Origin of the sequence: Buchnera aphidicola (Artemisaphis artemisicola) (assembly GCF_005082365.1) — a bacterium.
Classification (GTDB): domain Bacteria; phylum Pseudomonadota; class Gammaproteobacteria; order Enterobacterales; family Enterobacteriaceae; genus Buchnera; species Buchnera aphidicola_AR.
Genome location: NZ_CP034900.1, coordinates 98,655 through 119,209, shown reverse-complemented (window position 1 = coordinate 119,209; position 20,555 = coordinate 98,655). Strand labels below are relative to the sequence as shown.

The 20,555-nt window shown below is 24.2% G+C and carries 19 protein-coding genes, 1 tRNA gene and 1 pseudogene; 3 read left to right on the top strand and 18 right to left on the bottom strand.

Going from position 1 to position 20,555, the window contains the following annotated elements; all coding sequences use genetic code 11:
* Nucleotide 1: 1 nt before the first annotated feature.
* The 6 genes and pseudogenes from rsxG to D9V59_RS00540 form a co-directional block, all read right to left on the bottom strand.
* On the bottom strand, nt 2-616 hold the full coding sequence (gene rsxG, locus D9V59_RS00565) for an electron transport complex subunit RsxG (protein WP_158364073.1): 615 nt from the start codon (nt 614-616) through the stop codon (nt 2-4).
* Nucleotides 613-1,659 carry an RnfABCDGE type electron transport complex subunit D gene (locus D9V59_RS00560; RefSeq protein ID WP_158364071.1) on the bottom strand — a complete coding sequence of 349 codons (1,047 nt, stop codon included), beginning with the start codon at nt 1,657-1,659 and terminating at the stop codon, nt 613-615. The genes rsxG and D9V59_RS00560 overlap by 4 nt, the downstream gene beginning before the upstream one ends.
* A gap of 45 nt (nt 1,660-1,704) precedes the next feature.
* Nucleotides 1,705-3,180 (bottom strand): annotated as a pseudogene (rsxC, locus tag D9V59_RS00555) (electron transport complex subunit RsxC); the annotation flags it as partial.
* 105 nt (nt 3,181-3,285) lie between these two features.
* A complete protein-coding gene (gene rsxB / locus D9V59_RS00550; protein WP_158364067.1) occupies nt 3,286-3,786 on the bottom strand; it encodes an electron transport complex subunit RsxB in 501 nt (166 codons plus the stop codon).
* 2 nt (nt 3,787-3,788) lie between these two features.
* Nucleotides 3,789-4,370, bottom strand: a complete 582-nt coding sequence (gene rsxA / locus D9V59_RS00545) for an electron transport complex subunit RsxA (RefSeq protein WP_158364065.1) — start codon at nt 4,368-4,370, stop codon at nt 3,789-3,791.
* An 85-nt stretch (nt 4,371-4,455) separates the two neighbouring features.
* Nucleotides 4,456-5,067 carry a riboflavin synthase subunit alpha gene (locus D9V59_RS00540; protein ID WP_158364063.1) on the bottom strand — a complete coding sequence of 204 codons (612 nt, stop codon included), beginning with the start codon at nt 5,065-5,067 and terminating at the stop codon, nt 4,456-4,458.
* A 168-nt stretch (nt 5,068-5,235) separates the two neighbouring features.
* Between D9V59_RS00540 and D9V59_RS00535 the strand changes: the two genes are divergently transcribed.
* Nucleotides 5,236-5,309: transfer RNA gene (locus D9V59_RS00535), tRNA-Val, on the top strand.
* Between the two features lie 41 nt (nt 5,310-5,350).
* The gene (gene tilS, locus D9V59_RS00530) at nt 5,351-6,673 is read left to right on the top strand and encodes a tRNA lysidine(34) synthetase TilS (RefSeq protein ID WP_158364061.1); all 1,323 of its coding nucleotides are present in this window, start codon (nt 5,351-5,353) and stop codon (nt 6,671-6,673) included.
* A gap of 38 nt (nt 6,674-6,711) precedes the next feature.
* On the opposite strand, the gene metG is transcribed toward tilS, so the two are convergent.
* The 12 genes from metG to smrB all read right to left on the bottom strand — a co-directional run bounded on the left by metG (nt 6,712) and on the right by smrB (nt 19,087).
* Nucleotides 6,712-8,358 carry a methionine--tRNA ligase gene (metG, locus tag D9V59_RS00525; protein WP_158364058.1) on the bottom strand — a complete coding sequence of 549 codons (1,647 nt, stop codon included), beginning with the start codon at nt 8,356-8,358 and terminating at the stop codon, nt 6,712-6,714.
* Nucleotides 8,359-8,474: 116 nt separating this feature from the next.
* Nucleotides 8,475-9,056 (bottom strand): dCTP deaminase, encoded by a 582-nt coding sequence (dcd, locus tag D9V59_RS00520; RefSeq protein ID WP_158364056.1) that lies wholly within the window; start codon nt 9,054-9,056, stop codon nt 8,475-8,477.
* A 198-nt stretch (nt 9,057-9,254) separates the two neighbouring features.
* Nucleotides 9,255-10,658: an NADP-dependent phosphogluconate dehydrogenase gene (gene gndA / locus D9V59_RS00515; RefSeq protein WP_158364054.1), complete on the bottom strand. Its 1,404-nt coding sequence runs from the start codon at nt 10,656-10,658 to the stop codon at nt 9,255-9,257.
* A gap of 373 nt (nt 10,659-11,031) precedes the next feature.
* Nucleotides 11,032-11,673, bottom strand: a complete 642-nt coding sequence (hisIE, locus tag D9V59_RS00510) for a bifunctional phosphoribosyl-AMP cyclohydrolase/phosphoribosyl-ATP diphosphatase HisIE (RefSeq protein ID WP_158364052.1) — start codon at nt 11,671-11,673, stop codon at nt 11,032-11,034.
* The gene (hisF, locus tag D9V59_RS00505; protein WP_158364050.1) at nt 11,667-12,443 is read right to left on the bottom strand and encodes an imidazole glycerol phosphate synthase subunit HisF; all 777 of its coding nucleotides are present in this window, start codon (nt 12,441-12,443) and stop codon (nt 11,667-11,669) included. The genes hisIE and hisF overlap by 7 nt, the downstream gene beginning before the upstream one ends.
* Complete coding sequence (gene hisA / locus D9V59_RS00500; RefSeq protein ID WP_158364048.1) at nt 12,425-13,159, bottom strand: 1-(5-phosphoribosyl)-5-[(5-phosphoribosylamino)methylideneamino]imidazole-4-carboxamide isomerase; 735 nt, start codon at nt 13,157-13,159, stop codon at nt 12,425-12,427. Before hisA ends, hisF begins: the two co-directional genes overlap by 19 nt.
* Before the next feature lie 4 nt (nt 13,160-13,163).
* Nucleotides 13,164-13,754, bottom strand: a complete 591-nt coding sequence (hisH, locus tag D9V59_RS00495; protein ID WP_158364046.1) for an imidazole glycerol phosphate synthase subunit HisH — start codon at nt 13,752-13,754, stop codon at nt 13,164-13,166.
* Nucleotides 13,754-14,815 carry a bifunctional histidinol-phosphatase/imidazoleglycerol-phosphate dehydratase HisB gene (hisB, locus tag D9V59_RS00490; RefSeq protein ID WP_158364044.1) on the bottom strand — a complete coding sequence of 354 codons (1,062 nt, stop codon included), beginning with the start codon at nt 14,813-14,815 and terminating at the stop codon, nt 13,754-13,756. The genes hisH and hisB overlap by 1 nt, the downstream gene beginning before the upstream one ends.
* A 10-nt stretch (nt 14,816-14,825) precedes the next feature.
* Entirely contained in the window at nt 14,826-15,911 is a 1,086-nt protein-coding gene (hisC, locus tag D9V59_RS00485) for a histidinol-phosphate transaminase (RefSeq protein WP_158364042.1), read from the bottom strand.
* Nucleotides 15,908-17,215 (bottom strand): histidinol dehydrogenase, encoded by a 1,308-nt coding sequence (hisD, locus tag D9V59_RS00480; protein ID WP_158364040.1) that lies wholly within the window; start codon nt 17,213-17,215, stop codon nt 15,908-15,910. Before hisD ends, hisC begins: the two co-directional genes overlap by 4 nt.
* Before the next feature lie 8 nt (nt 17,216-17,223).
* Nucleotides 17,224-18,123 (bottom strand): ATP phosphoribosyltransferase, encoded by a 900-nt coding sequence (hisG, locus tag D9V59_RS00475; protein ID WP_158364038.1) that lies wholly within the window; start codon nt 18,121-18,123, stop codon nt 17,224-17,226.
* Between the two features lie 430 nt (nt 18,124-18,553).
* On the bottom strand, nt 18,554-19,087 hold the full coding sequence (gene smrB / locus D9V59_RS00470; RefSeq protein WP_158364036.1) for an endonuclease SmrB: 534 nt from the start codon (nt 19,085-19,087) through the stop codon (nt 18,554-18,556).
* Between the two features lie 219 nt (nt 19,088-19,306).
* Here smrB and aroC point away from each other — a divergent pair, with 219 nt between their 5' ends.
* Nucleotides 19,307-20,365 carry a chorismate synthase gene (aroC, locus tag D9V59_RS00465; RefSeq protein ID WP_158364034.1) on the top strand — a complete coding sequence of 353 codons (1,059 nt, stop codon included), beginning with the start codon at nt 19,307-19,309 and terminating at the stop codon, nt 20,363-20,365.
* The last annotated feature ends 190 nt before the right edge of the window (nt 20,366-20,555 follow it).

Here is a 20,555-nt window from a genome sequence, read left to right as displayed (position 1 = left end):
TTCATTTTAATTGATTAAATATTGTAGGTATAGTTTTTATAAAAATTACTGTTTTTTTAATTGCATTTGTTACCGATTGAGGTGTTATTGTCGCTCCTGTAAATTGTTCAATTTGTCCTCCATATTTTTTTAATCTAAAATTTTTATCTTGCAAAGAAGAAACTACTATATTATTAAATTTAGTAATCCAATTAGAAATAGATATATCTATTTTATCTCCAATTCCTGGAGTTTCTTTATGAGATAAAACTCTTGCACCAATAATTTTACCATTGCAATATGCTGCAACTAAAATATTAATAGAACCAGAATAACCATCAGGAGCTGTAGTCTCGACAACAGCAGCTTCTAATTTTTGATTTTTAAACAAAATCCATAAATTATGAGTTTTATTGTCTCCTAAAAATTGATTCTGTATATTATATAATTTTTTTGTAAAAGTATTATATATTTTAGAAGGTACTACTGTTTCTAATAAAATATTTTTTTCTTGTTCTTGTTGATTAATTATTTTATTTTTTGTTATAGAATTTATATAAACTACACTTGCTATTGATATAGTAGAAAAAAAACTGATTAAAAAAGCACTTTGTAATATTTTCTGATATTTTTTCATGTATTATTATGGCCATATCCAGATGTTTTTATATAACGATCAATTAATGGAACAGTCATATTTGCAAACAAAATAGAAAAAGCAATTGCATCAGGATAATCAGTATAATTACGAATAATCCAAACTAAAAAACCAATTATAATGCCAAAAATTATTTTACCTATATTAGTACATGAAGTTGTAACAGGATCAGTAGCAATAAAAAATGCGCAAATCATTGTACCTCCAGAAAAAAAATGAATTAATGGAGAAACAAAAAGTTCTTTTGAAAAAAAATAAGTTATTTTGGATAAGAAAGCTAAAGTAATTAAAAAGCTTATTGGAATTCTTAAACAAATTATTCTATTTAATAATAGAAAAACACCTCCTAAAAAAAAACTTATATTTATATATATCCAACTATTTTTAGTATTAATTATTTTATTTCTTAATCTAATATCTTCAGATATTAAAGAATCTCTATTAAAATGTGATTTTATTTTAAGATTATTTAAAGGCGTAGCTTCGGTGAAAATATCTGGAAAAATATTTAAATGATTATAATTGATAGTATCTTTATAATTTTCAAAAAAAATAATATTAGCAGATTTTTTTATATCTTTAAATAATGAAATAGAAAAATCTCTTTCATGCCAATTATTCATATGAATTGGAAAAGATATTAATAATATTACATAACCAACCATAGCAGGATTAAATATATTTTGTCCAATTCCACCGTATAAATGTTTAGTAATAACAATAGAAAAAAAAATTCCCATTATTACCATCCACCAAGGTAACAATGAAGGAACACTAACCCCTAATAAAATTGCAGTAAGAACTGCCGAATTATCTTTTAAATGAATTTTTATCTTTTTAGATCTCATTTTTAAAAGAATACTTTCTAATATTAAAGATGATATTACACATAATGCAATTTGTATTAAAGTACCACTACCAAAAAAATAACATTTAGTTAAAATTCCTGGTATACAGGCTATAATAACTAAAAACATTATTTTTCTAACGCTATAATTTTTATATATAAACGGTGCATTCATTTTTTTACTGCTTTATTGTAAATGTAAATATTTTTTATAAAAAATTTATTTTTTATCTTTTATACGTTTGATTGCTTCTTTTAACATTTGTTGTCTTATGTTTTTTTGAGACAAATCTATTTTTTTATTATTAATTTTAAATTTATTCACGTTTTTTCTTTGGTTAAGTAATCTTTTTTCTTTCATTTGAAAATTTATAAAAGATATTTTTTTAAAATTTGATTCTATATTAATCTCATTTAAAATTTGTTTTTCTTTTTTAAAATATGAAACTAATGGAATATAGCTAGGACACACTTTCTCACATGCTTTGCATTCAATACAATCTAATATGTGATGTCTTTCAGTTTCTTTATGATTATTTTTTTTACTATACCAATAAAGTTGTTGAGGTAATAAATTAATAGGACATACATCAGCACAATAGCTGCATCTAATACAAGTATATTCATTAATGTTTTTATTTTCTTGTTCTTTTTTATAATCAATAGAAATGCAATTAGTATTTTTTAATATAGAATAATTGAAATTATGAATTTTTTCTCCCATAAAAAAACCTCTTAAACATATAATAATATTTTTTAATTGATTTTCTTTTTTATCAAGTAAAAAATATTTTATTGGAGTTCCAATCCTAATCCAAAAATTACCAGATAAAATATTATTATTTCCTAAACAAGTAATGATACGTTCTGTTAATGGTTCTCCATTAACAATAGCTCTTTTTATTGCATATATAGTAGCAATATTAAAAATAAGATAACCTATATCTATAGCATGTTTACCATAAGGAATTTCTTTTCCTGTTAAAGATTTAATTAATATTTTACTACTTCCTCCAGGATATTTATTTTTAATAATACAAACTTTAAATAATGATTGATATTTAATTGAGTCATAAATTTTAGAAATTTCTTCTATATTATGTTCTTGAATAACAATTAATACTATTTTGATTTTGGTTATCCAACAAATAATTTCACATCCTTTTAAAATTTCAGGTATATAATTATTTATTAAGAAATTGTCTGATGTTGAGTTAGGTTCGCTTTCTACAGCATTAACAATTAAAGTGTGCACTTTATTAATGCTTAACTTTAATTTTTGTGCTGATGAAAATTGACTTCCTCCAAGACCAACAACGCCTGATTGATAAATGATTTGAATTAGTTTTTCAATAGTTTGTTTTTTATAATTAGCAATAGGTTTTAATCGAATCCATTGATCTAAATAATCAGGTGAAATTATTATTTTAATATTTTGTTTACGTTGATTAATAGGATCTAAGTCAAAAGAAATATCTTTTATCCAACCTGATGTTGGAGCATGAATAGGAGGATTAACACGATCACCAAAAATTAAAGGTTGTCCACGTAATACTCTTTCATTTATTTTTACACGTAATTTTCTATTATATATATCATTTGTTATAAAAAAGAAAAATTTATGAGGAAGAAGTAAAGTTTTTAAAGGTAAAGAATTAGATTGATTTTTCAAATTTAAACATGTTAAACCACCTTTAAAATTATATTTTTTTTTTTATTTAAAATTTTCTTAAAGGTATTTTTTAATAATTTTAAAAAGTAAAGAATTCTAAAAAAATTTTTTATTTTAAATAATTTATTTTTATTCATAAATATCTTTTTTTATTTTGATACAATTAGTTGGACAATGTGAGATACAAATTTCACAACCAGTGCAAAAATCTTGTAAAACTGTATGTATAAAATTAGGAGCGCCAATAATAGCATCTACTGGGCAAAAATTAGAACATTTTGTACATCCTACACAATTTTTTTCATCAATCCATACAGTGTTATATATTTTTTTTTTAGTCTTGACTATTAAGTTTTTTTCAGGAATTTCTAAACTTAATACATCCGAAATTCTCAACATAAGATCAGTTCCACCAGGAATACATTTATCAACTTTTTCAGAATTGTGAACTATTGCTTCTGCATAAGGATAACATCCAGAATATCCACATTGACCACATTGACTCTGGGGTAATAATTCATTTATAACTTCTACAAATGGATCTTTTTTTAATGGAAAACTATAAGTAGTATAACCTAATATCACTCCTAGTAAAAAAGACAAAACACCAAAAATAAATATTATTAACATAATTAATTTTTTATTAAACCTTTAAATCCCATGAATATAACAGACATTAAACTAATAGTAACTAATACAATAGGTGCTCCTTGAAATGGAAGAGGAATATCAGATAATAATATACGTTCACGAATACAAGAAAAAAGAATCATAACTAAAGTAAAGCCCAATGATGCACTTACTGCAAACAATATCGATTCTAAAAATGTATGATGAAAATACAAACTAAACAACGGAATAGCTAAAACTGTACAATTAGTTGTGATTAAAGGAAGATAAATACCAAGTAAACGGTATAAAATAGGACTAGTACTACGCAATACTATTTCTAAAAACTGAACACTAACTGAAATAATTAACATATAGGCTATAATTCTCAAATAAACCAAATCAAGAGGCAATAAAATAAAAAAATTAATTAACCATAATAATAAAGATGATATAAAAACAACAAAAGTAGTTGCAAAACTTATTCCAATAGCGGTTTCAACTTTACTAGATGAACCCAAAAAAGGACATAATCCAAGAAATTTTACTAAAATGAAATTTTCAATTAATATATTAGAAATAAAAAATAAAATAATATTTTGCATTTATAATTCCTGTGATTAAATATTATAATATTTAATCATAAATAATTTTTATATATATTTTTCAAAAAATTTATCGAATATATTATTAAAAAGTTTGTTTAAACAAACGTTCTGTTGTATCTACAATAATTTGAGTATAAGAATCAATTTCTATATTCATTAGACTACCATTTTGTTTATTTTTTATTGTAGTAGATAATAAAGTTTCAGGTATTAAATGCACACAGAATTCATTATTAATAATTTTCCCAACAGTAAGACTGATTCCATCAATACAAATAAATCCTTTATAAAAAATATATTTCATTAACGATAGATTTTTGATCTTAAACCACATCTCATAATTATCATCTGATTCTAATATTTTAGAAACCTCTACTGTATTCATAATATGACCAGATATTATATGACCTCCAATTTCATCTCCATATTTTACTGATCTCTCAATATTAACGCGGTCTCCAATATTTAGAAAACCTAAATTAGTTTTATTTAAAGTTTCTTCCACAATATCACATTCTATATAAAAATGATCAATATTATTTATAGTCAAACAACATCCATTATATGCTATTGAAGCACCTAATGTTAACATTTTAGATAAAATAGGTGGAAGTTTAACTTTATGTCTATGAATTTTTTTTTTCTTTTGGATAGAGACAATAACACCAGTTCTATTTACAATGCCTGTAAACATTATTTTTCCTTAAAAATATAATTGTATTTATTTTTTTTAAATAAACTTTAAAATAAAGTTGTATAGAAACTTATTCTCTTTTATAATAAAAATATTCATATACTATCTCAGAAAATATATATAATTTAAATTATATAAAATAAAAAAAAATAATATTCTTTAATATTTACGTTCGTAGCTCAATTGGTTAGAGCACTACCATGACATGGTAGGGGTTAGTGGTTCAAGTCCACTCGAACGTATTAAAAATATAACTTTTATTATATAAATAGGCAATTGATATTTGATAGATAAAATTATTAATCAATATAAAAATAAATCTTTTTTAATCGCTTATAGCGGAGGACTAGATTCTACAGTACTTCTGGATCAACTGCTAAAAATAAAAAAAACAAAACCTGATTTTAATATACGTGCTATTCATATTAATCATAATATAAGTGAATTCTCAAAAAAATGGACAGAACATTGTAAAAAAATTTGTAATTTTTATAAAATACCATTAATTATAGAAAATATTTGTCTTGATAAAAATAATAATATAGAAGAGAAACTAAGAATAAAAAGATATAATATTATTTATAATCATCTATCTCTTAATGAAATATTACTTACTGGTCATCATATGAATGATCAATGCGAAACACTTATTTTATCGTTAAAAAGAGGTAGCGGTCCTACCGGACTTTCAAGCATGTCTTTTGAGACCACATTCGGTAATAAAAAAATAGTTCGTCCTTTTCTAAAAAAAACAAAAAAAGAATTAGAATTATATGCATATAAAAACAATTTAAATTGGATAGAAGATTTTAGTAATTTAAATATCAATTATGATCGTAATTTTATAAGACATAAAATTATTCCTATATTAGAAAAAAGATGGCCTTTCTTTATTAAAAATTGTTTTCGTACTACGTATATTTGTCAAAAAGAAACTACTCTGCTTAATAAATTACTTGATAAAAAAATCAATAATTTTATAAAATTTGATAATTCTTTAGATATTAAAAATTTTAAAAATATTAAAAAAGAATTATCTTTAGCATTGATTAGACGTTGGGTTTCGTTGCAAAAAATAAAAAAACCATCATATAACAACATTCAATATATCTATCATCAAATGATTTATAGTCGATTAGATGCTAATCCTAAATGTATTTTAGGAACACATGAAATAAGAAGATATAAAAAATCACTATATTTTATAAAAAAACAGTCTAATCTAAAAAATACTATTTTATTTTGGCACAAAAAAGAAAAAAATTTAACACTTCCTAATAATCTAGGATTTTTATCACAAAATCAGACAGGCATTGCACTTCCAGCACCTGAAAATCATCAATTAATTAATATTCGTTTTCAATATGAAGGAAATATTCTTATTTTAGGAAGAAGCAAAAAAAGAAAGATAAAAAAAATTTGGCAAGAAAAGAATATTCCTCCTTGGTTGAGAAATCAAATCCCTCTATTATTTTATAATAATGATTTGATTAGTGCTTTAGGAGTATTTGTTATTAATATTAAAAATAAAAGTCAAAATACTTGGATAATATCTTGGTATAATAATTTAAAATCAACTTATAATAATTCATTTTCATTCTCTTAAAATATTTTTTATCATACATTTTAGAAGAATTAAAAAAATTATTTTTCCGTTAAAATAATTAATTTTTCAATTTGTTTATAACTAATTCGTTTATACAATGGTGTATATTTATTTATCTTATGAGATAACAATGGCTTTTTAATATTATTCCAATTTAGTTTTGAAATTAAAAAAAATTCTGTTTTTTTTGCTAAATCAGGTAATATTGGTTTTAAAAAAATCATTATAATTCTAAATAAATTAATACCCATGGTACAAATTTGTTGCAAATTGTTATTATTTATATTTCTTTTTTGAATCATCCATGGTTTTTTCTCATTAATATATTGATTAGCTATATCTGCTAATTTCATGGATTCTCTAACCATTAAACTAAATTCACGATTTTCTAAAAAACTTGCGATATTAATACTTTTATTAATAAAATATTGATATAATTCATTATCTTCTAATTTATTTGATAAATATCCATTAAAAAGTTTATCAATAAAACTCGCATTTCTTGAAGCTAAGTTAACTAATTTATTTACAATGTCACTATTTATCTTATGAACAAATTCTTGTAAATTGATTTCAATATCATTAATTTTATTAGATAATTTACTTGCATAATAATAACGCAAACTATCTGAATCAAAACACTTAATCCAATTACTTGCTGTAATTAAAGCGCCTCGTGATTTAGATAACTTTAATCCATTCATTGTAAGATGACCATGAACAAAAATAGCATTAGGTTTTCTAAAAGACGATGCCTCTAATATTGCCGGCCAAAATAAAGTATGAAAATAAATAATATCTTTACCGATAAAATGGTATAATTCACAATTAGATTTTATATCCCAAAATTCATTAAAATTTATTTTTTTATTTTTTATACATAAATTTTTAAATGCACTCATATAACCAATAGGAGCATCTAACCAAACATAAAAATATTTATTAGAATATTTAGGAATTTTAAATCCAAAATATGGTGCATCACGAGAAATCCCCCATGATTTTAAACCTTTTTTGAACCATTCTTCAGTTTTTTTAACCACGGACTTTTGTAATACGCCAGAATGTATCCATTGTTTTAACATATTAGAAAAATAAGGTAAATTAAAATATAAATGTTTTGTATTTTTTAAACTTGGTCTTCTTCCTGAAATAACAGATACAGGATTGATTAAATCAATAGGTTCATAAGTTGAACTGCAATTTTCACAACTATCACCATATTGATTTTCAGAATTGCAAATGGGACAAGTTCCTTTTATAAATCTATCTGGAAGAAAAAGTTTTTTTATATCATCATAAAATTGAGAACTTTTTTTTTCTTGAATAAAACCTTTTTCATCTAAAGACTTAAATATTTTTCTTAATAAATATAAATTCTCTAAACTATGAGTAGAGTAATAATTATCATGAGAAATTTTAAAGTTCAAAAAATCTTTTTTATGTTCTTTATGAACATTTTTAATTAATTGATTTGAAGATATACCTAAATCTTCAGATTTTAACATAATAGCAGTTCCATGAGAATCATCAGCAGAAATAAACCAGACTTCATGACCACGCATCCTATGATAACGAACCCAAATATCTGCCTGAATATGTTCTAACATATGACCTATGTGAATAGGTCCATTTGAATAAGGTAAAGCACAGGTAACTAAAATCTTTCTAAGTACACTTGACATAATGTTATAATGTTTTTATAAAAAATATGATAGATAAAAGATAATTAATATAAAACTATTTCAATTTAAATCAATAATTTTATTAATTATACATAAATTCAAATATATAAAATGTATTATTCTAAATCTATACGACTAGGTATTACTCCATTTTGACTTTTATATTTAGCTTTATTACGAATGTTATAAGGACGTAAAACCGCTTGATTAAGCGCTTCAAAACTAAGAGCAGCAATTTTTATTTTTGGATACAATGCTAAAGTTAATTTTCCAGCATTAAAAATCTCTAAGACAATATTGCCTTTCCACCCAGGATCAATACGATGTGCAGTAGCATGAATCATCAATCCTAGACGAGCTAAAGAAGAACGTCCATCTAACCAACCAACTAAATTATCAGGAATAGTAATACTTTCAAAAGTAGAAGATAAAACTAAAGAACCTGGTTGTAAAAATAATGGTTTTTCTTTAGAAAAAGCAATTTCATTGCTCATTGCATCTTTTAAAGATAACTCTATATTTACATTTGAAGTGCTTAAATCAATATAAGATCTCTTATAATTGTTAAAAAAACGAAATTTATTACCAAGATGTATATCAACAGTAACACCATGAATAAATTCTTTTTTAGGATAAGGTTTGATAATTAAACCTTTTCTTTTTAACCATTTTTCAATATCTTGATCACATAAACGCATTTTTATCCCTATAGTAGAATGTATATATTTTCAAATATGAAGATTTATTATAGTATATATACTACTATTTATAATCTAATAGCAGAGATATTTTTTAACATCATCTGCTATTTTAATTTTTAATTATCATAAAATTGATAAAATATTTATATGAAAGTACAAATTATTTAAATTTTCTTACATAATAAAAATTAGTTTTTAAACTTCCCAATTTGTATGAAAAGAACCTAACTTATCAGTTCTTTGATAAGTATGTGAACCAAAATAATCTCTTTGAGCTTGAATAAGATTTGCTGGCAAATTTAATGATCTATAACTATCATAATAAGATATTGCTGCAGAAAAAGCAGGAACAGGAATGCCATATTTTATTGCATAGAAAACAACTTTTCGTAATGATTTTTCATATTTATTAGCTATTTCTGAGAAATAAGATGTTAATAATAAATTAATTACATGTTTATTATTAGAATACTCTTCGCTTATTTTTTGTAAAAAATTTGCTCGTATGATACATCCAGATCTAAAAATTTTAGCGATTTCATTATATTGTAAATTCCAATTATATTTTTCTGATGCTTTTTTTAATTGAGAAAAACCTTGTGCATAAGAAATTATTTTTCCTAAATATAAAGCCCGTCTAATTTCTTCAATAAAACTATTCTTATCTTTAATACAATTATTTATACTAGGTCCTTTTAATATTGTTGACGCAATTACACGTTGTTCTTTAAGAGAAGATAAATAACGTGAAAAAACAGATTCGGTAATCAATGATAAAGGTTCTCGAAGATCTAAAGCATTTTGACTAATCCATTTTCCTGTTCCCTTGTCTTTTGCTTCATCTAAAATTACATCTATTAAATATTTATTATTATCTTTTTTAATAAAAATATTTTTTGTTATATCAATTAAATAACTATTTAATTCGCCTTTATTCCACTCTGAAAAAATGCCTCCTAATTCTTCATTATTCATATTTAATAAATTTTTTAATAAAAAATACGATTCTGAAATTAATTGCATATCACCATATTCAATGCCATTATGAACCATTTTAACATAATGACCTGAACCATTTGGTCCAATATAACTTAAACACGGTTCACCTTTAAATTTAGCAGATATTTTTTTTAACATAGGGAATACAAGTGTATATGCTTTTTTTTCACCTCCAGGCATGATCGATGGACCATGTAACGCTCCTAATTCACCTCCGGATACTCCCATCCCAATAAAATGAATTCCATATTTATATAATTCTTTACTTCTTCTTATGGTATCTTTATAAAAAGTATTACCTGCATCAATTAATATATCTTCTTTTTCTAAATAAGGTAAAATTAATTGAATAGTTTCATCAGTAGCTTTTCCAGCTTGAACCATAAGCAAAATACACCTAGGTTTTAATAATGAATAAACAAAATCTTTAATAGAAAAATATGAAAAAAGATTTTTATTCTTATTATGTTCAATAACTTCTTTTGTTGTTTTATTTGTTCTATTAAATATAGATACAGTATAATTTTTACTTTCAATATTTAATGCTAAATTACGTCCCATGACTGCCATTCCTACAACACCAACTTGTTGTTTTGACATCTTTCACTCCAACTAAAAAATGCTAAAAAACATTAAATAATTATTTTAATAACTATTATGTCTTATTAACTCTATTGCTTGATAAATAATATTAAAACTATTTAAATATATTACTGGTGAAAATCGGCTATGAAGAAAGGATTTTATTAATGTAAAATACATATAAATATTTTAAAAAGATTATTTTTATATTTGATTTTTAAAAAATTACTTATATTTAATTTAATAATTTTTTTAAAAAAATGGAGATCATATATAATATATAAATTTTTATATCATTGATATCTTATCAAGATATAAAATATTTTATATTTATATTGTAATAAATTTTTAATTTATGAAATTATAAAGAATAATTTTTGTAAGTTAATTATTACTTATTATTAGAATTAGTATTTAATTTTTTTATTCTTCTTTGTTTTAAATTATTAAAAACTAAATTTAAATTTAAACTTTGATCATGTAATAATACAATTAAATGATAAATTAAATCTGAAGCTTCATTAATTAATTCATTTTTATTTTTTTTCATAGAAGCTAATATAGTTTCGATAGCTTCTTCACCTACTTTTTGAGCTATTCGACTTGTTCCTGATTTATATAATTCAGATGTATAAGAATTTTTTATTGATTGATTTTTTCTATTTTCTATTATATTTTCTAATTCAAATAAAAAATTAGTATAGTATTTTTTAAAAAAACAACTTGAATTTCCAAGATGACATGTTTTTCCTAAAGATTTAACTAAAATCAATAGTGTATCATAATCACAATCTGTAGTGATTTCAATTACTTTTAAGTAATTCCCTGATTTTTCTCCTTTAGTCCATAAACGTTTTTTACTGCGAGAATAAAAAGTAACTAAACCGTCTTTTTGAGTTTTAAATAAAGCTTCTTTATTCATATATCCATGCATTAAAATCTCTTGAGAAGCATGCTCTTGTATAATAACAGGCATCATGCCATTAGTTTTAATCCAATTAAGATTTAATAATCTTTCTTCGATTTTTAGCATGCTCTAATCTCCATTCCGCATTTAATTAAAAAGTTTTTTAATGTTTTAATATTTACTATATTTTTATGAAATACAGATGCAGCTAATACTCCATCTACATTAGAATAATATAAAGCTTCATAGAAATGTTTTATATTACCTGCACCTCCAGATGCAATTAAAGGAACTTGGCAAACTTCTCGTATTTGATTAAGTTGCTTTAAATCGTATCCTTGTTGTAATCCATCTTTATTCATCATATTTAAAACTATTTCTCCAGCACCTTTTTTTTGAACTGTTTTAACCCAATCAATAGTTTTCCAACTAGTTTGATAAGTTTTATTAATATCTCCTGTGTATTGTTGAACCATATAACATTCTTTAATATTATCAAACCAAGAATCAATTCCAACTACTACACATTGTACGCCAAAACGTTCTGAAATTTTGCTAATTAAATCAGGATCTGTTAATGCTGAAGAATTAATTGATATTTTATCTGCTCCACTAGACAAAATATTTTTTGCATCTTCTACACTTTTGATTCCTCCAGCTACACAAAATGGAATGTTTATTACTTCTGCTACTCTTTCTATCCAATTTCTATTAACTAATTTGTTATTTGTAGAAGCAGTTATATCATAAAATACCAATTCATCTATACCTTCATTTGTGTATCTTTCAGCTAATGGTATAATATTTCCTATAGTTTCATGATTTTGAAATTGTATTCCTTTTACTACAACACCATCACTAACATCCAAACATGCTATTATTCTTTTTGCCAGCATTTTAATGCCTCTTCTACCGTAAATTTTTTTTCCAACAAACTACGACCAATAATTACACTTTTTACACCGGTTTGTTTTAAAGAAATAATATCTTTTAGTGATCCTATTCCTCCAGATGCCTGAAAGTTTATATTTTTAAAAGAACGAGAAATTTCTTTATATAATGCAATATTTGGACCTAAAAGTGTTCCATCTTTAGATATATCTGTACATAATACATGCTTTAGTCCACTTGGTAAAAAATATTCAATGATCTCTTCTAGAGTAATATTAGTTTTTTTTTGCCAACCATTTACATATATTTCTTTTTTGTTATTAGTAATATTTACATCTAATGCTAAAACAATAGAATCCGGACCATAAATATTTAACCATTTTTTTACTCTCTTTTTATTTTCTATAATAGAGGAACTAACAACAACTCTTTTAACACCTAAATTAAGCAATGCACTTATGTCTTTTGTAGTTCTTATTCCGCCACCTACTTGTACAGAAAATCTTTCATAAAATAAAAATTTTTGAAAAAATTCTATTTGTCTATTATTGCTATCTTGAGCTCCATCTAAATCTACTAAATGGATTGTTTGAATTCCTTTTGATTTATATTCTTCTAAAAGTGAGAATAAATTAATATTATACTCTTTTTTATTAGAATAATTACCTTGATACAAGCGAACTACTAAACTATTAATTAAATCAAATGCAGGAATGATCATTAAATTACATCTCCAAAAAATTTTTTAATAGTTGCGCTCCAATTTTTCCTGATTTTTCAGGATGAAATTGTACACCAAAAAAATTATTTTTTTGTATTACTGAACTAAAATTTACACCATAGTTAGTTGTAGATAATGCATATTGATTGATTGGTAATATATAACTATGAACAAAATAAAATCTTGATTTATTGGGAATGTTTTTAAATAAAGCATGTGATTTTTGAAATTCAATTTGATTCCATCCAATATGTGGCAATGATAAATTATTTGTTTGCAAACGTAGTATAGAAGATTTTATTATGCCAAGGGTTTTTACACCATTGCATTCTTCACTTGAAGCACATAATAATTGCATTCCAAGACATATGCCTAATACTGGTTTTTTAAAATTTTTAATAATATTAATTAATTTTTTTTCAGATAAAATCTGCATTACCGCAGAAGCAGTTCCTACTCCAGGTAAAAACATCTTTTGAGATTTTAATATTATCGAAGGTTCAGTAGTTATAGTAGGATTGTAACCTAATTTACTAATTGCTATCTTTATTGATGCTAAATTAGCACAGCCAGTATCTAATATTACTACCTCCATTATAAAATTCCTTTTGAAGTTGGTAGTAAATTTCCTTCTATTTTAATAGCCTGACGTAATGTACGACCAAAAACTTTAAATAAACTTTCAACACAATGATGATCATTTTTCCCTTCAGCATATAAATGAACTGTAATTTTCATAGAATAACATAGAGAATAAAAAAAATGCTCAATCATATCTGTACTAAGATCACCTACCATTTTATGATTAAATTTTGCTTTAAAATTTAAATATGGACGATTAGAGATATCCATAATACAATTAGATTTACTTTCATCCATAGGCAAATAAAAACCAAATCTATATAAACCGTGTTTTGTATTTAAAGCTTTTAATAAAGCTTCACCTAATACAATTCCTACATCTTCTACTGTATGATGATCATCAATAAATAAATCACCTTGAGCTAAAATATTCATGCAAATACCACTATGCACAGATAATTGCTCTAACATATGATCAAAAAATTTTAATCCAGTATTAATATTGCTAGTTTCTTCTAAATCTAAAAAAACTTCTATTTGTATTTTTGTTTCTTTTGTTTTTCGAATAACTTCTGCATATCTATTTCTTTTTATAATTTTTTTTTCAATATCACTCCAATTCAATATATCTTCTTTATATTGCATCCCTTTAACTTGAATATTTTTTGCTAATTGAATATCTGTCTCACGATCACCAATAACATAACTATGCATTCGATCTATGTTATCTAACCATGGTTTTAACATTGTAATTTGAGGTTTGCGACATTTGCAGTTATCATGTAAAAAATGAGGACAAATTAATATATCATTAAAAACTACTTCTTCTGAAGCAAAAATATTTAACATGAATTTATTTACTTTATTAAAGTCTTCCCATAAAAAATCTTTATTACCTAGACCATCTTGATTGGTAACTATTATTAATTTATAATTAAGTTTTATTAAATTACGCAAAGAAGAAATAACATTTTTTTTAAAAACCAATTGATCTATTGAATCTATCTGAAAAGTTTTTATGGGTTCATGGATTAATGTGCCATCTCGATCGATAAATAGTATTTTATCTTTCACTTGCATTACCTTAAAAAATATTATTTTTAGAAAAATTTTTTAGTTCTTGAATTAAACTAAAACATTCTGAACGTGTTCCTATTGAAATTCTAATGCATTCTTTTAAATTCATTTTATTATTTTGATTTCTTAAAATTATACCTTTATTCCATAACATCTGAAAAATTTTTTCAAACATAAAAAATTTTACTAATATATAATTCGCATGACTTTCAAAAACTTTATCTATACAATCAAGTTCATTTAATTGATTAATCAACCAAATGCGATTTAAATTTAATTCAGATACTCTATCTTTCATTAATGTAATATAATTTTTTTGCAAAGATTGAACAGCAATATCCATAACAGGAATTGATATTGGATAAGGAGTTATTACTTTATTTAAAATTTCAATAATTACTTTATTCGCTAATGTAAAACCACATCTTATACCTGCTAAACCAAAAGCTTTAGATAATGTTCGAAGAATAACTAAATGTGAATAATCTTTTAAAAAACTTACCATACTATCTTCAGGAGAAAATTCAATATAAGCTTCATCTATAACTACTAAAGCACGACCTAAAGTTATTTTTAATAGAAATAAGAGATCTTTTTTTAAAATAATATTACCAGTTGGATTGTTAGGATTGCAAATATAAACTAATTTTACTGTTTTTAAATTTGATTGAATACTTAATAAATCTAATTCCCAAGTATTTTTAATAGTAGGTATTTCCTTTATTTTAACATTAGCCATGTTAGCATTGACTTGGTACATATCATAAGTAGGAGGACAATAAATAATTGCATCTTTTTCAGGTTCACAAAATGCTTTAATTAATAGTTCAATTCCTTCATCAGCTCCTCTTGTAGCTAATACTTGTTCAAAAGATAAGTTTACATATTTAGCATAAGAGGATATTAAATCTATAGGTTGACATTCTGGATAACGATTAAATGATTTTTTTTTTAATTTAAAAGGAATGGATAGAGGAGATTCATTTGCATTTAACCATATCAAACCATTTCCTCCTCCAATACGTCTTGCAGATTGATAAGGTCTTAACTTTTTTATATTATATCTAACTAATTTAAGAACATTATTTATCATATTTTTTCCTTTAAAAAATCAATTCGGATTTTAACAGCATTTTTATGAGCTTGTAATTTTTCTGCAGAAGATAATACCTCTAGAGTACTAGATAAATTTATCAATCCTTTAGGAGTTAATTCTTGAACTAATACACGTTTTTGAAAATCTGATAATCCTAAAGCAGAATTAGTAAGAGATTTACCATAAGTAGGTAAAACATGATTAGTTCCAGACGCATAATCACCTGCAGATTCTGGAGACCATGAACCCAAAAAAATAGAACTAGCATTAGAAATGGAATCAAGCATTTTTCTAGGTGATTTTATTTGAAGCATTAAATGTTCAGGTGCATATATATTGGATATTTCAATGCACTCAAATAAATCTTTCGCAATAATAATAATACTATTTTTTAACGTTTCTAAAATTGTTAATAATCTAGTTAATTTTATTAACTGTTTATTAAGAGATAAAACTACTTTTTGAGCTATTTCTGCACATGGTGTTAGTAAAAAAACTTGAGAAGATATGCCATGTTCAGCTTGAGATAATAAGTCAGCAGCAATAAAATCTGGATTAGCAGTATGATCTGCAATAATCAATAATTCTGAAGGTCCTGCTAACATATCTATAGCAGTTCCATTAAAAATCGAGTTAACTTGTAATTTTGCTTCTGTAACATAAGCATTACCAGGTCCAAAAATTTTATCTACTTTAGGAATAGTCTCTGTACCAAAAGCAAGAGCAGCAATAGCCTGAGCACCTCCTATTTGAAAAATTTGTTTGATACCACAAATATATGCTGTATAGAGAACTTCATAGCTAATTGGAGGAGGAGAACAAAGAATAATTTTTTTACAACCAGCAATTTGAGCGGGTATTGCTAGCATTAACACAGTAGAAAATAGAGGAGCTGTTCCCCCTGGTATGTAAATGCCTATAGCATGTAATGGTAAATTGATTTGCTGACAACGAATTCCAATCTGTGTTTCAATATCTATGGGTTTTAAAATTTGAGCTTCATGAAAACATTGAATATTTTTTTTTGCAATTAAAATTGCATTTTTTAGTTTATTACTTAAATAATTTGAAGATAAATATATTTCTTTTTGAGAAACTTTAAATTTTTTTATATTACTTTTATCAAATAATAAGGAATAATCTTGCAATGCTTTATCACCTAGATTTTTAACATTTTCTATGATTTCTTCAACAGTTTTTTTAACAGAACTATTTTTTTTTGAAAAAGGTCGTAATAATATTTTTTTTTGTTCGTCAGAATTTAATTTATTCCAATAAACAATGTTATTAAAATATTTCATCAATAATTTTACTCCATCATTTTTTCAATTGGCAAAACTAAAATTGAGCTTGCTCCTAAAGCTTTTAATTTTTCCATAGTTTCCCAAAAAAGCGTTTCACTACTTACCATATGCATGGCTACTCGATTATCATCTCCTGCTAATTTTAAAATAGTTGGTCTTTCTGCCCCATGTAATAATGATATAACTTCGTCTAATTTATTAATAGGAGCATGTAACATAATATATTTAGATTCACGTGCTTTAATGACACCTTTAATACGAGTTATTAATTTAGTAATAGTTTCTTTTTTTTCAGAAGTAATATTGCTAGTTTTACAAATTAGACATGCATGTGAACGATATACTACTTGAACTTCTCTTAAACCATTAGCTTCTAATGTTGCTCCTGTAGAAACTAAATCACAAATAGCATCTGCTAAACCAGCTCTAGGAGCTACTTCCACTGATCCATTTAACATGCAGGATTTAAACGAAATATTATTTTGATCTAAATATTTTTTCAATAAATGAGGATATGAAGTAGCAATCCTCATATTTTTTAAACATGCTAAACTAGAATAAGTAATATTAACTGGAAGAGCTAAAGATAGTCTACAAATTCCAAAATCAAGACGTCTTAAAGTTAAATAAGAACATTCAGATTTTTGTGATATTCGTTTTAACAATTCTTCTTCAAGAACATTCTCTCCAACTATGCCTAAATCTACTATGCCATCCATTATTAATCCAGGAATATCATCATCACGAACTAACATTACATCAATAGGCATATTTTCAGCAAAAGCTATTAATTTTTGTTGTGTTAAGTTTATTTTAATACCACAAAACGTTAATAATTTTATAGAATCATTGTTTAAACGACCGGTTTTTTGCATCGCTAGACGCACGCGATTATTATCCAACATGTTTCTAATTCCTTAATATTTCTTATATTAAAAATATATTCAAATATTTACTTATTAAAAATAAAAAAACCCAAAATATAAGGGTTTTTAAAAATTATTTTTTAAATTTGAATAAATATTATTATTAAATAATATTTTCAAAAAATAATGTCATCGTAAAATTTCAATATAATTATGAGTGCTAATTTATATCTGAACAGTAATATTGAGATAAAATTTTTTGATCTTAGCAAGAAATAATACAAGATATTTTTAAAAAAATTAAAAATTTTAATTTATATTATAGATATATAATTGATGAAATATAAAATGGTTTTAATTAATTTAAAATAAAAAAAATATAATTTTATTTTTAATAAAAAAATATATTTTTAGATAATTTTTATAAATATAGAATTATTTTTTATTAAAACATTTATATTTTTTAAATTTAAGTGTTAATTTCAATTATAACTATAATTGCAGCGTCGCTTCCAAAAAATTTAGGAGCCTCATGAAAAGCAATAATATCTGGATGTTGAGATAACCAAAATGGTGTTTGTTTTTTTAAAACATGTTTACCATATCCATGCATAACATGTGCACAAAAAATTTTTTCTTTTTGACATGTTGCAATTAACTCACCCAATGCTTTTTGAGCCTGATATTGTGTTAATCCATGTAAATCAAGAAAAATATCAGGATTATATTTTCCTTTTTTTAAATTTTTTAGAACATTGTTTAAGTTTTTATGACGTATATAAGAAATGGGATTATCTTTAAATAAATTTTTTTTATTTCTAAAAGTAAAATAATGACTATTAGCATCTTGCTCGAAAATAATTCGATTACGTACTATATTAGTATTTTTTTTTTTATTAATAGGCGAATGAAAGATAGTGTCCTGCACTATTTCACGTGTATCATTTAAATATTGACGAAATAAATAATTTTTATGAAAAGTATATCGGATATTTTTATTCATAAGGTTTTATTACCAATAATTTCAATTAATTTTAATATTTTAAATATAAAATCATTAGATTTTTATAATTATTTACATTTTTATTGATTATATAATTTAGTTTTTATAAAAACAACAAATAAAAAATTTATTCTTAATTGAATATGTAATAAATAAAAAAAACATTTTTTATTTATTCTGTATAGTTGTATTATTTAATAATATTAAAAGAAGAATAAAATGTCTGGAAATACAATTGGAAAAATATTTTGTGTTACTACTTTTGGCGAATCTCATGGAAAAGCATTAGGATGTATAATTGATGGAACACCACCAGGTCTTCAGTTATCTTGTGAAGATTTACAACACGATTTAAATCGTAGAAGACCAGGAACTTCACGTTATACAACACCTCGTTCTGAACTAGATCAAATTCATATTTTATCTGGCGTGTTTGAAGGGATAACCACTGGTACAAGTATTGGTTTAATAATATATAACGCTGATCAACGTTCAGAAGATTACAATGATATAAAAAATTTATTTAGACCAGGACATGCTGATTACACTTATGAAAAAAAATATGGAATAAGAGATTATCGAGGTGGAGGAAGATCTTCAGCTCGGGAAACCACTATGAGAGTTGCTGCAGGAGCAATCGCAAAAAAATATTTAAAAAACAAATATGGAATTACTATACGTGCATATTTATCAGCCATGGGAAATATTAAATGTTCGTTTAAAAATTGGGAAGAAGTAGAAAAAAATCCTTTTTTTTGTTCTGATATCGAAAAAGTTTTAAAACTTGAAACATTAATAAAAAATTTAAAAAAATCAGGTGATTCTATTGGAGCTAAAATCACTGTTCTTGCTGAAAATGTTCCCGTAGGATTAGGAGAACCTGTGTTTGATCGTCTCGATGCTGATTTAGCACACGCTTTAATGAGTATTAATGCTGTTAAAGGAGTAGAAATTGGAGATGGATTTTCAGTAGTCAATCAAAAAGGAAGTGAACATCGTGATGAAATGACAGAAAAAGGTTTTTCTTCTAATCATTCTGGAGGAATTTTAGGTGGTATTAGTAATGGTGAAAAAATTATACTAAAAGTTGCATTTAAACCTACATCAAGTATTCGTAAAACAGGTAATACAATTAATAAAGATAATAAAACGGTTCCAATTATCATCAAAGGTCGACATGATCCATGTGTAGGATTGCGTGCTGTACCAATAACTGAAGCAATGGTAGCTATTGTATTAATGGATCATATATTGAGATTTCGAGCACAATGCAGTTAATAATTTAAAAAAATTTAAGCTGCTAAATAAAATTCATTTAGCAGCTTAATAAATATAATAATTAATTTCATAAAAATTTTTTTTATTGAATTAATATCAAATATATTTAAATTTAATTTTCGTAAAATCTAACTTAGTTCTATATGTTATAAATCTTGATATAGTTAAATAAAAATATTGTTATTCAATA

What these genes read in the sequence shown, in the direction of transcription:
- smrB (WP_158364036.1), bottom strand. Translation starts at nt 19,087, where the DNA reads ATGAATAAAAATATCCGATATACTTTTCATAAAAATTATTTATTTCGT.
- rsxA (WP_158364065.1), bottom strand. Translation starts at nt 4,370, where the DNA reads ATGCAAAATATTATTTTATTTTTTATTTCTAATATATTAATTGAAAAT.
- rsxB (WP_158364067.1), bottom strand. Translation starts at nt 3,786, where the DNA reads ATGTTAATAATATTTATTTTTGGTGTTTTGTCTTTTTTACTAGGAGTG.
- hisF (WP_158364050.1), bottom strand. Translation starts at nt 12,443, where the DNA reads ATGCTGGCAAAAAGAATAATAGCATGTTTGGATGTTAGTGATGGTGTT.
- hisH (WP_158364046.1), bottom strand. Translation starts at nt 13,754, where the DNA reads ATGGAGGTAGTAATATTAGATACTGGCTGTGCTAATTTAGCATCAATA.
- aroC (WP_158364034.1), top strand. Translation starts at nt 19,307, where the DNA reads ATGTCTGGAAATACAATTGGAAAAATATTTTGTGTTACTACTTTTGGC.
- dcd (WP_158364056.1), bottom strand. Translation starts at nt 9,056, where the DNA reads ATGCGTTTATGTGATCAAGATATTGAAAAATGGTTAAAAAGAAAAGGT.
- hisC (WP_158364042.1), bottom strand. Translation starts at nt 15,911, where the DNA reads ATGATAAATAATGTTCTTAAATTAGTTAGATATAATATAAAAAAGTTA.
- gndA (WP_158364054.1), bottom strand. Translation starts at nt 10,658, where the DNA reads ATGTCAAAACAACAAGTTGGTGTTGTAGGAATGGCAGTCATGGGACGT.
- D9V59_RS00540 (WP_158364063.1), bottom strand. Translation starts at nt 5,067, where the DNA reads ATGTTTACAGGCATTGTAAATAGAACTGGTGTTATTGTCTCTATCCAA.
- hisG (WP_158364038.1), bottom strand. Translation starts at nt 18,123, where the DNA reads ATGTTGGATAATAATCGCGTGCGTCTAGCGATGCAAAAAACCGGTCGT.
- hisIE (WP_158364052.1), bottom strand. Translation starts at nt 11,673, where the DNA reads ATGCTAAAAATCGAAGAAAGATTATTAAATCTTAATTGGATTAAAACT.
- hisD (WP_158364040.1), bottom strand. Translation starts at nt 17,215, where the DNA reads ATGAAATATTTTAATAACATTGTTTATTGGAATAAATTAAATTCTGAC.
- hisA (WP_158364048.1), bottom strand. Translation starts at nt 13,159, where the DNA reads ATGATCATTCCTGCATTTGATTTAATTAATAGTTTAGTAGTTCGCTTG.
- metG (WP_158364058.1), bottom strand. Translation starts at nt 8,358, where the DNA reads ATGTCAAGTGTACTTAGAAAGATTTTAGTTACCTGTGCTTTACCTTAT.
- rsxG (WP_158364073.1), bottom strand. Translation starts at nt 616, where the DNA reads ATGAAAAAATATCAGAAAATATTACAAAGTGCTTTTTTAATCAGTTTT.
- D9V59_RS00560 (WP_158364071.1), bottom strand. Translation starts at nt 1,659, where the DNA reads ATGAATGCACCGTTTATATATAAAAATTATAGCGTTAGAAAAATAATG.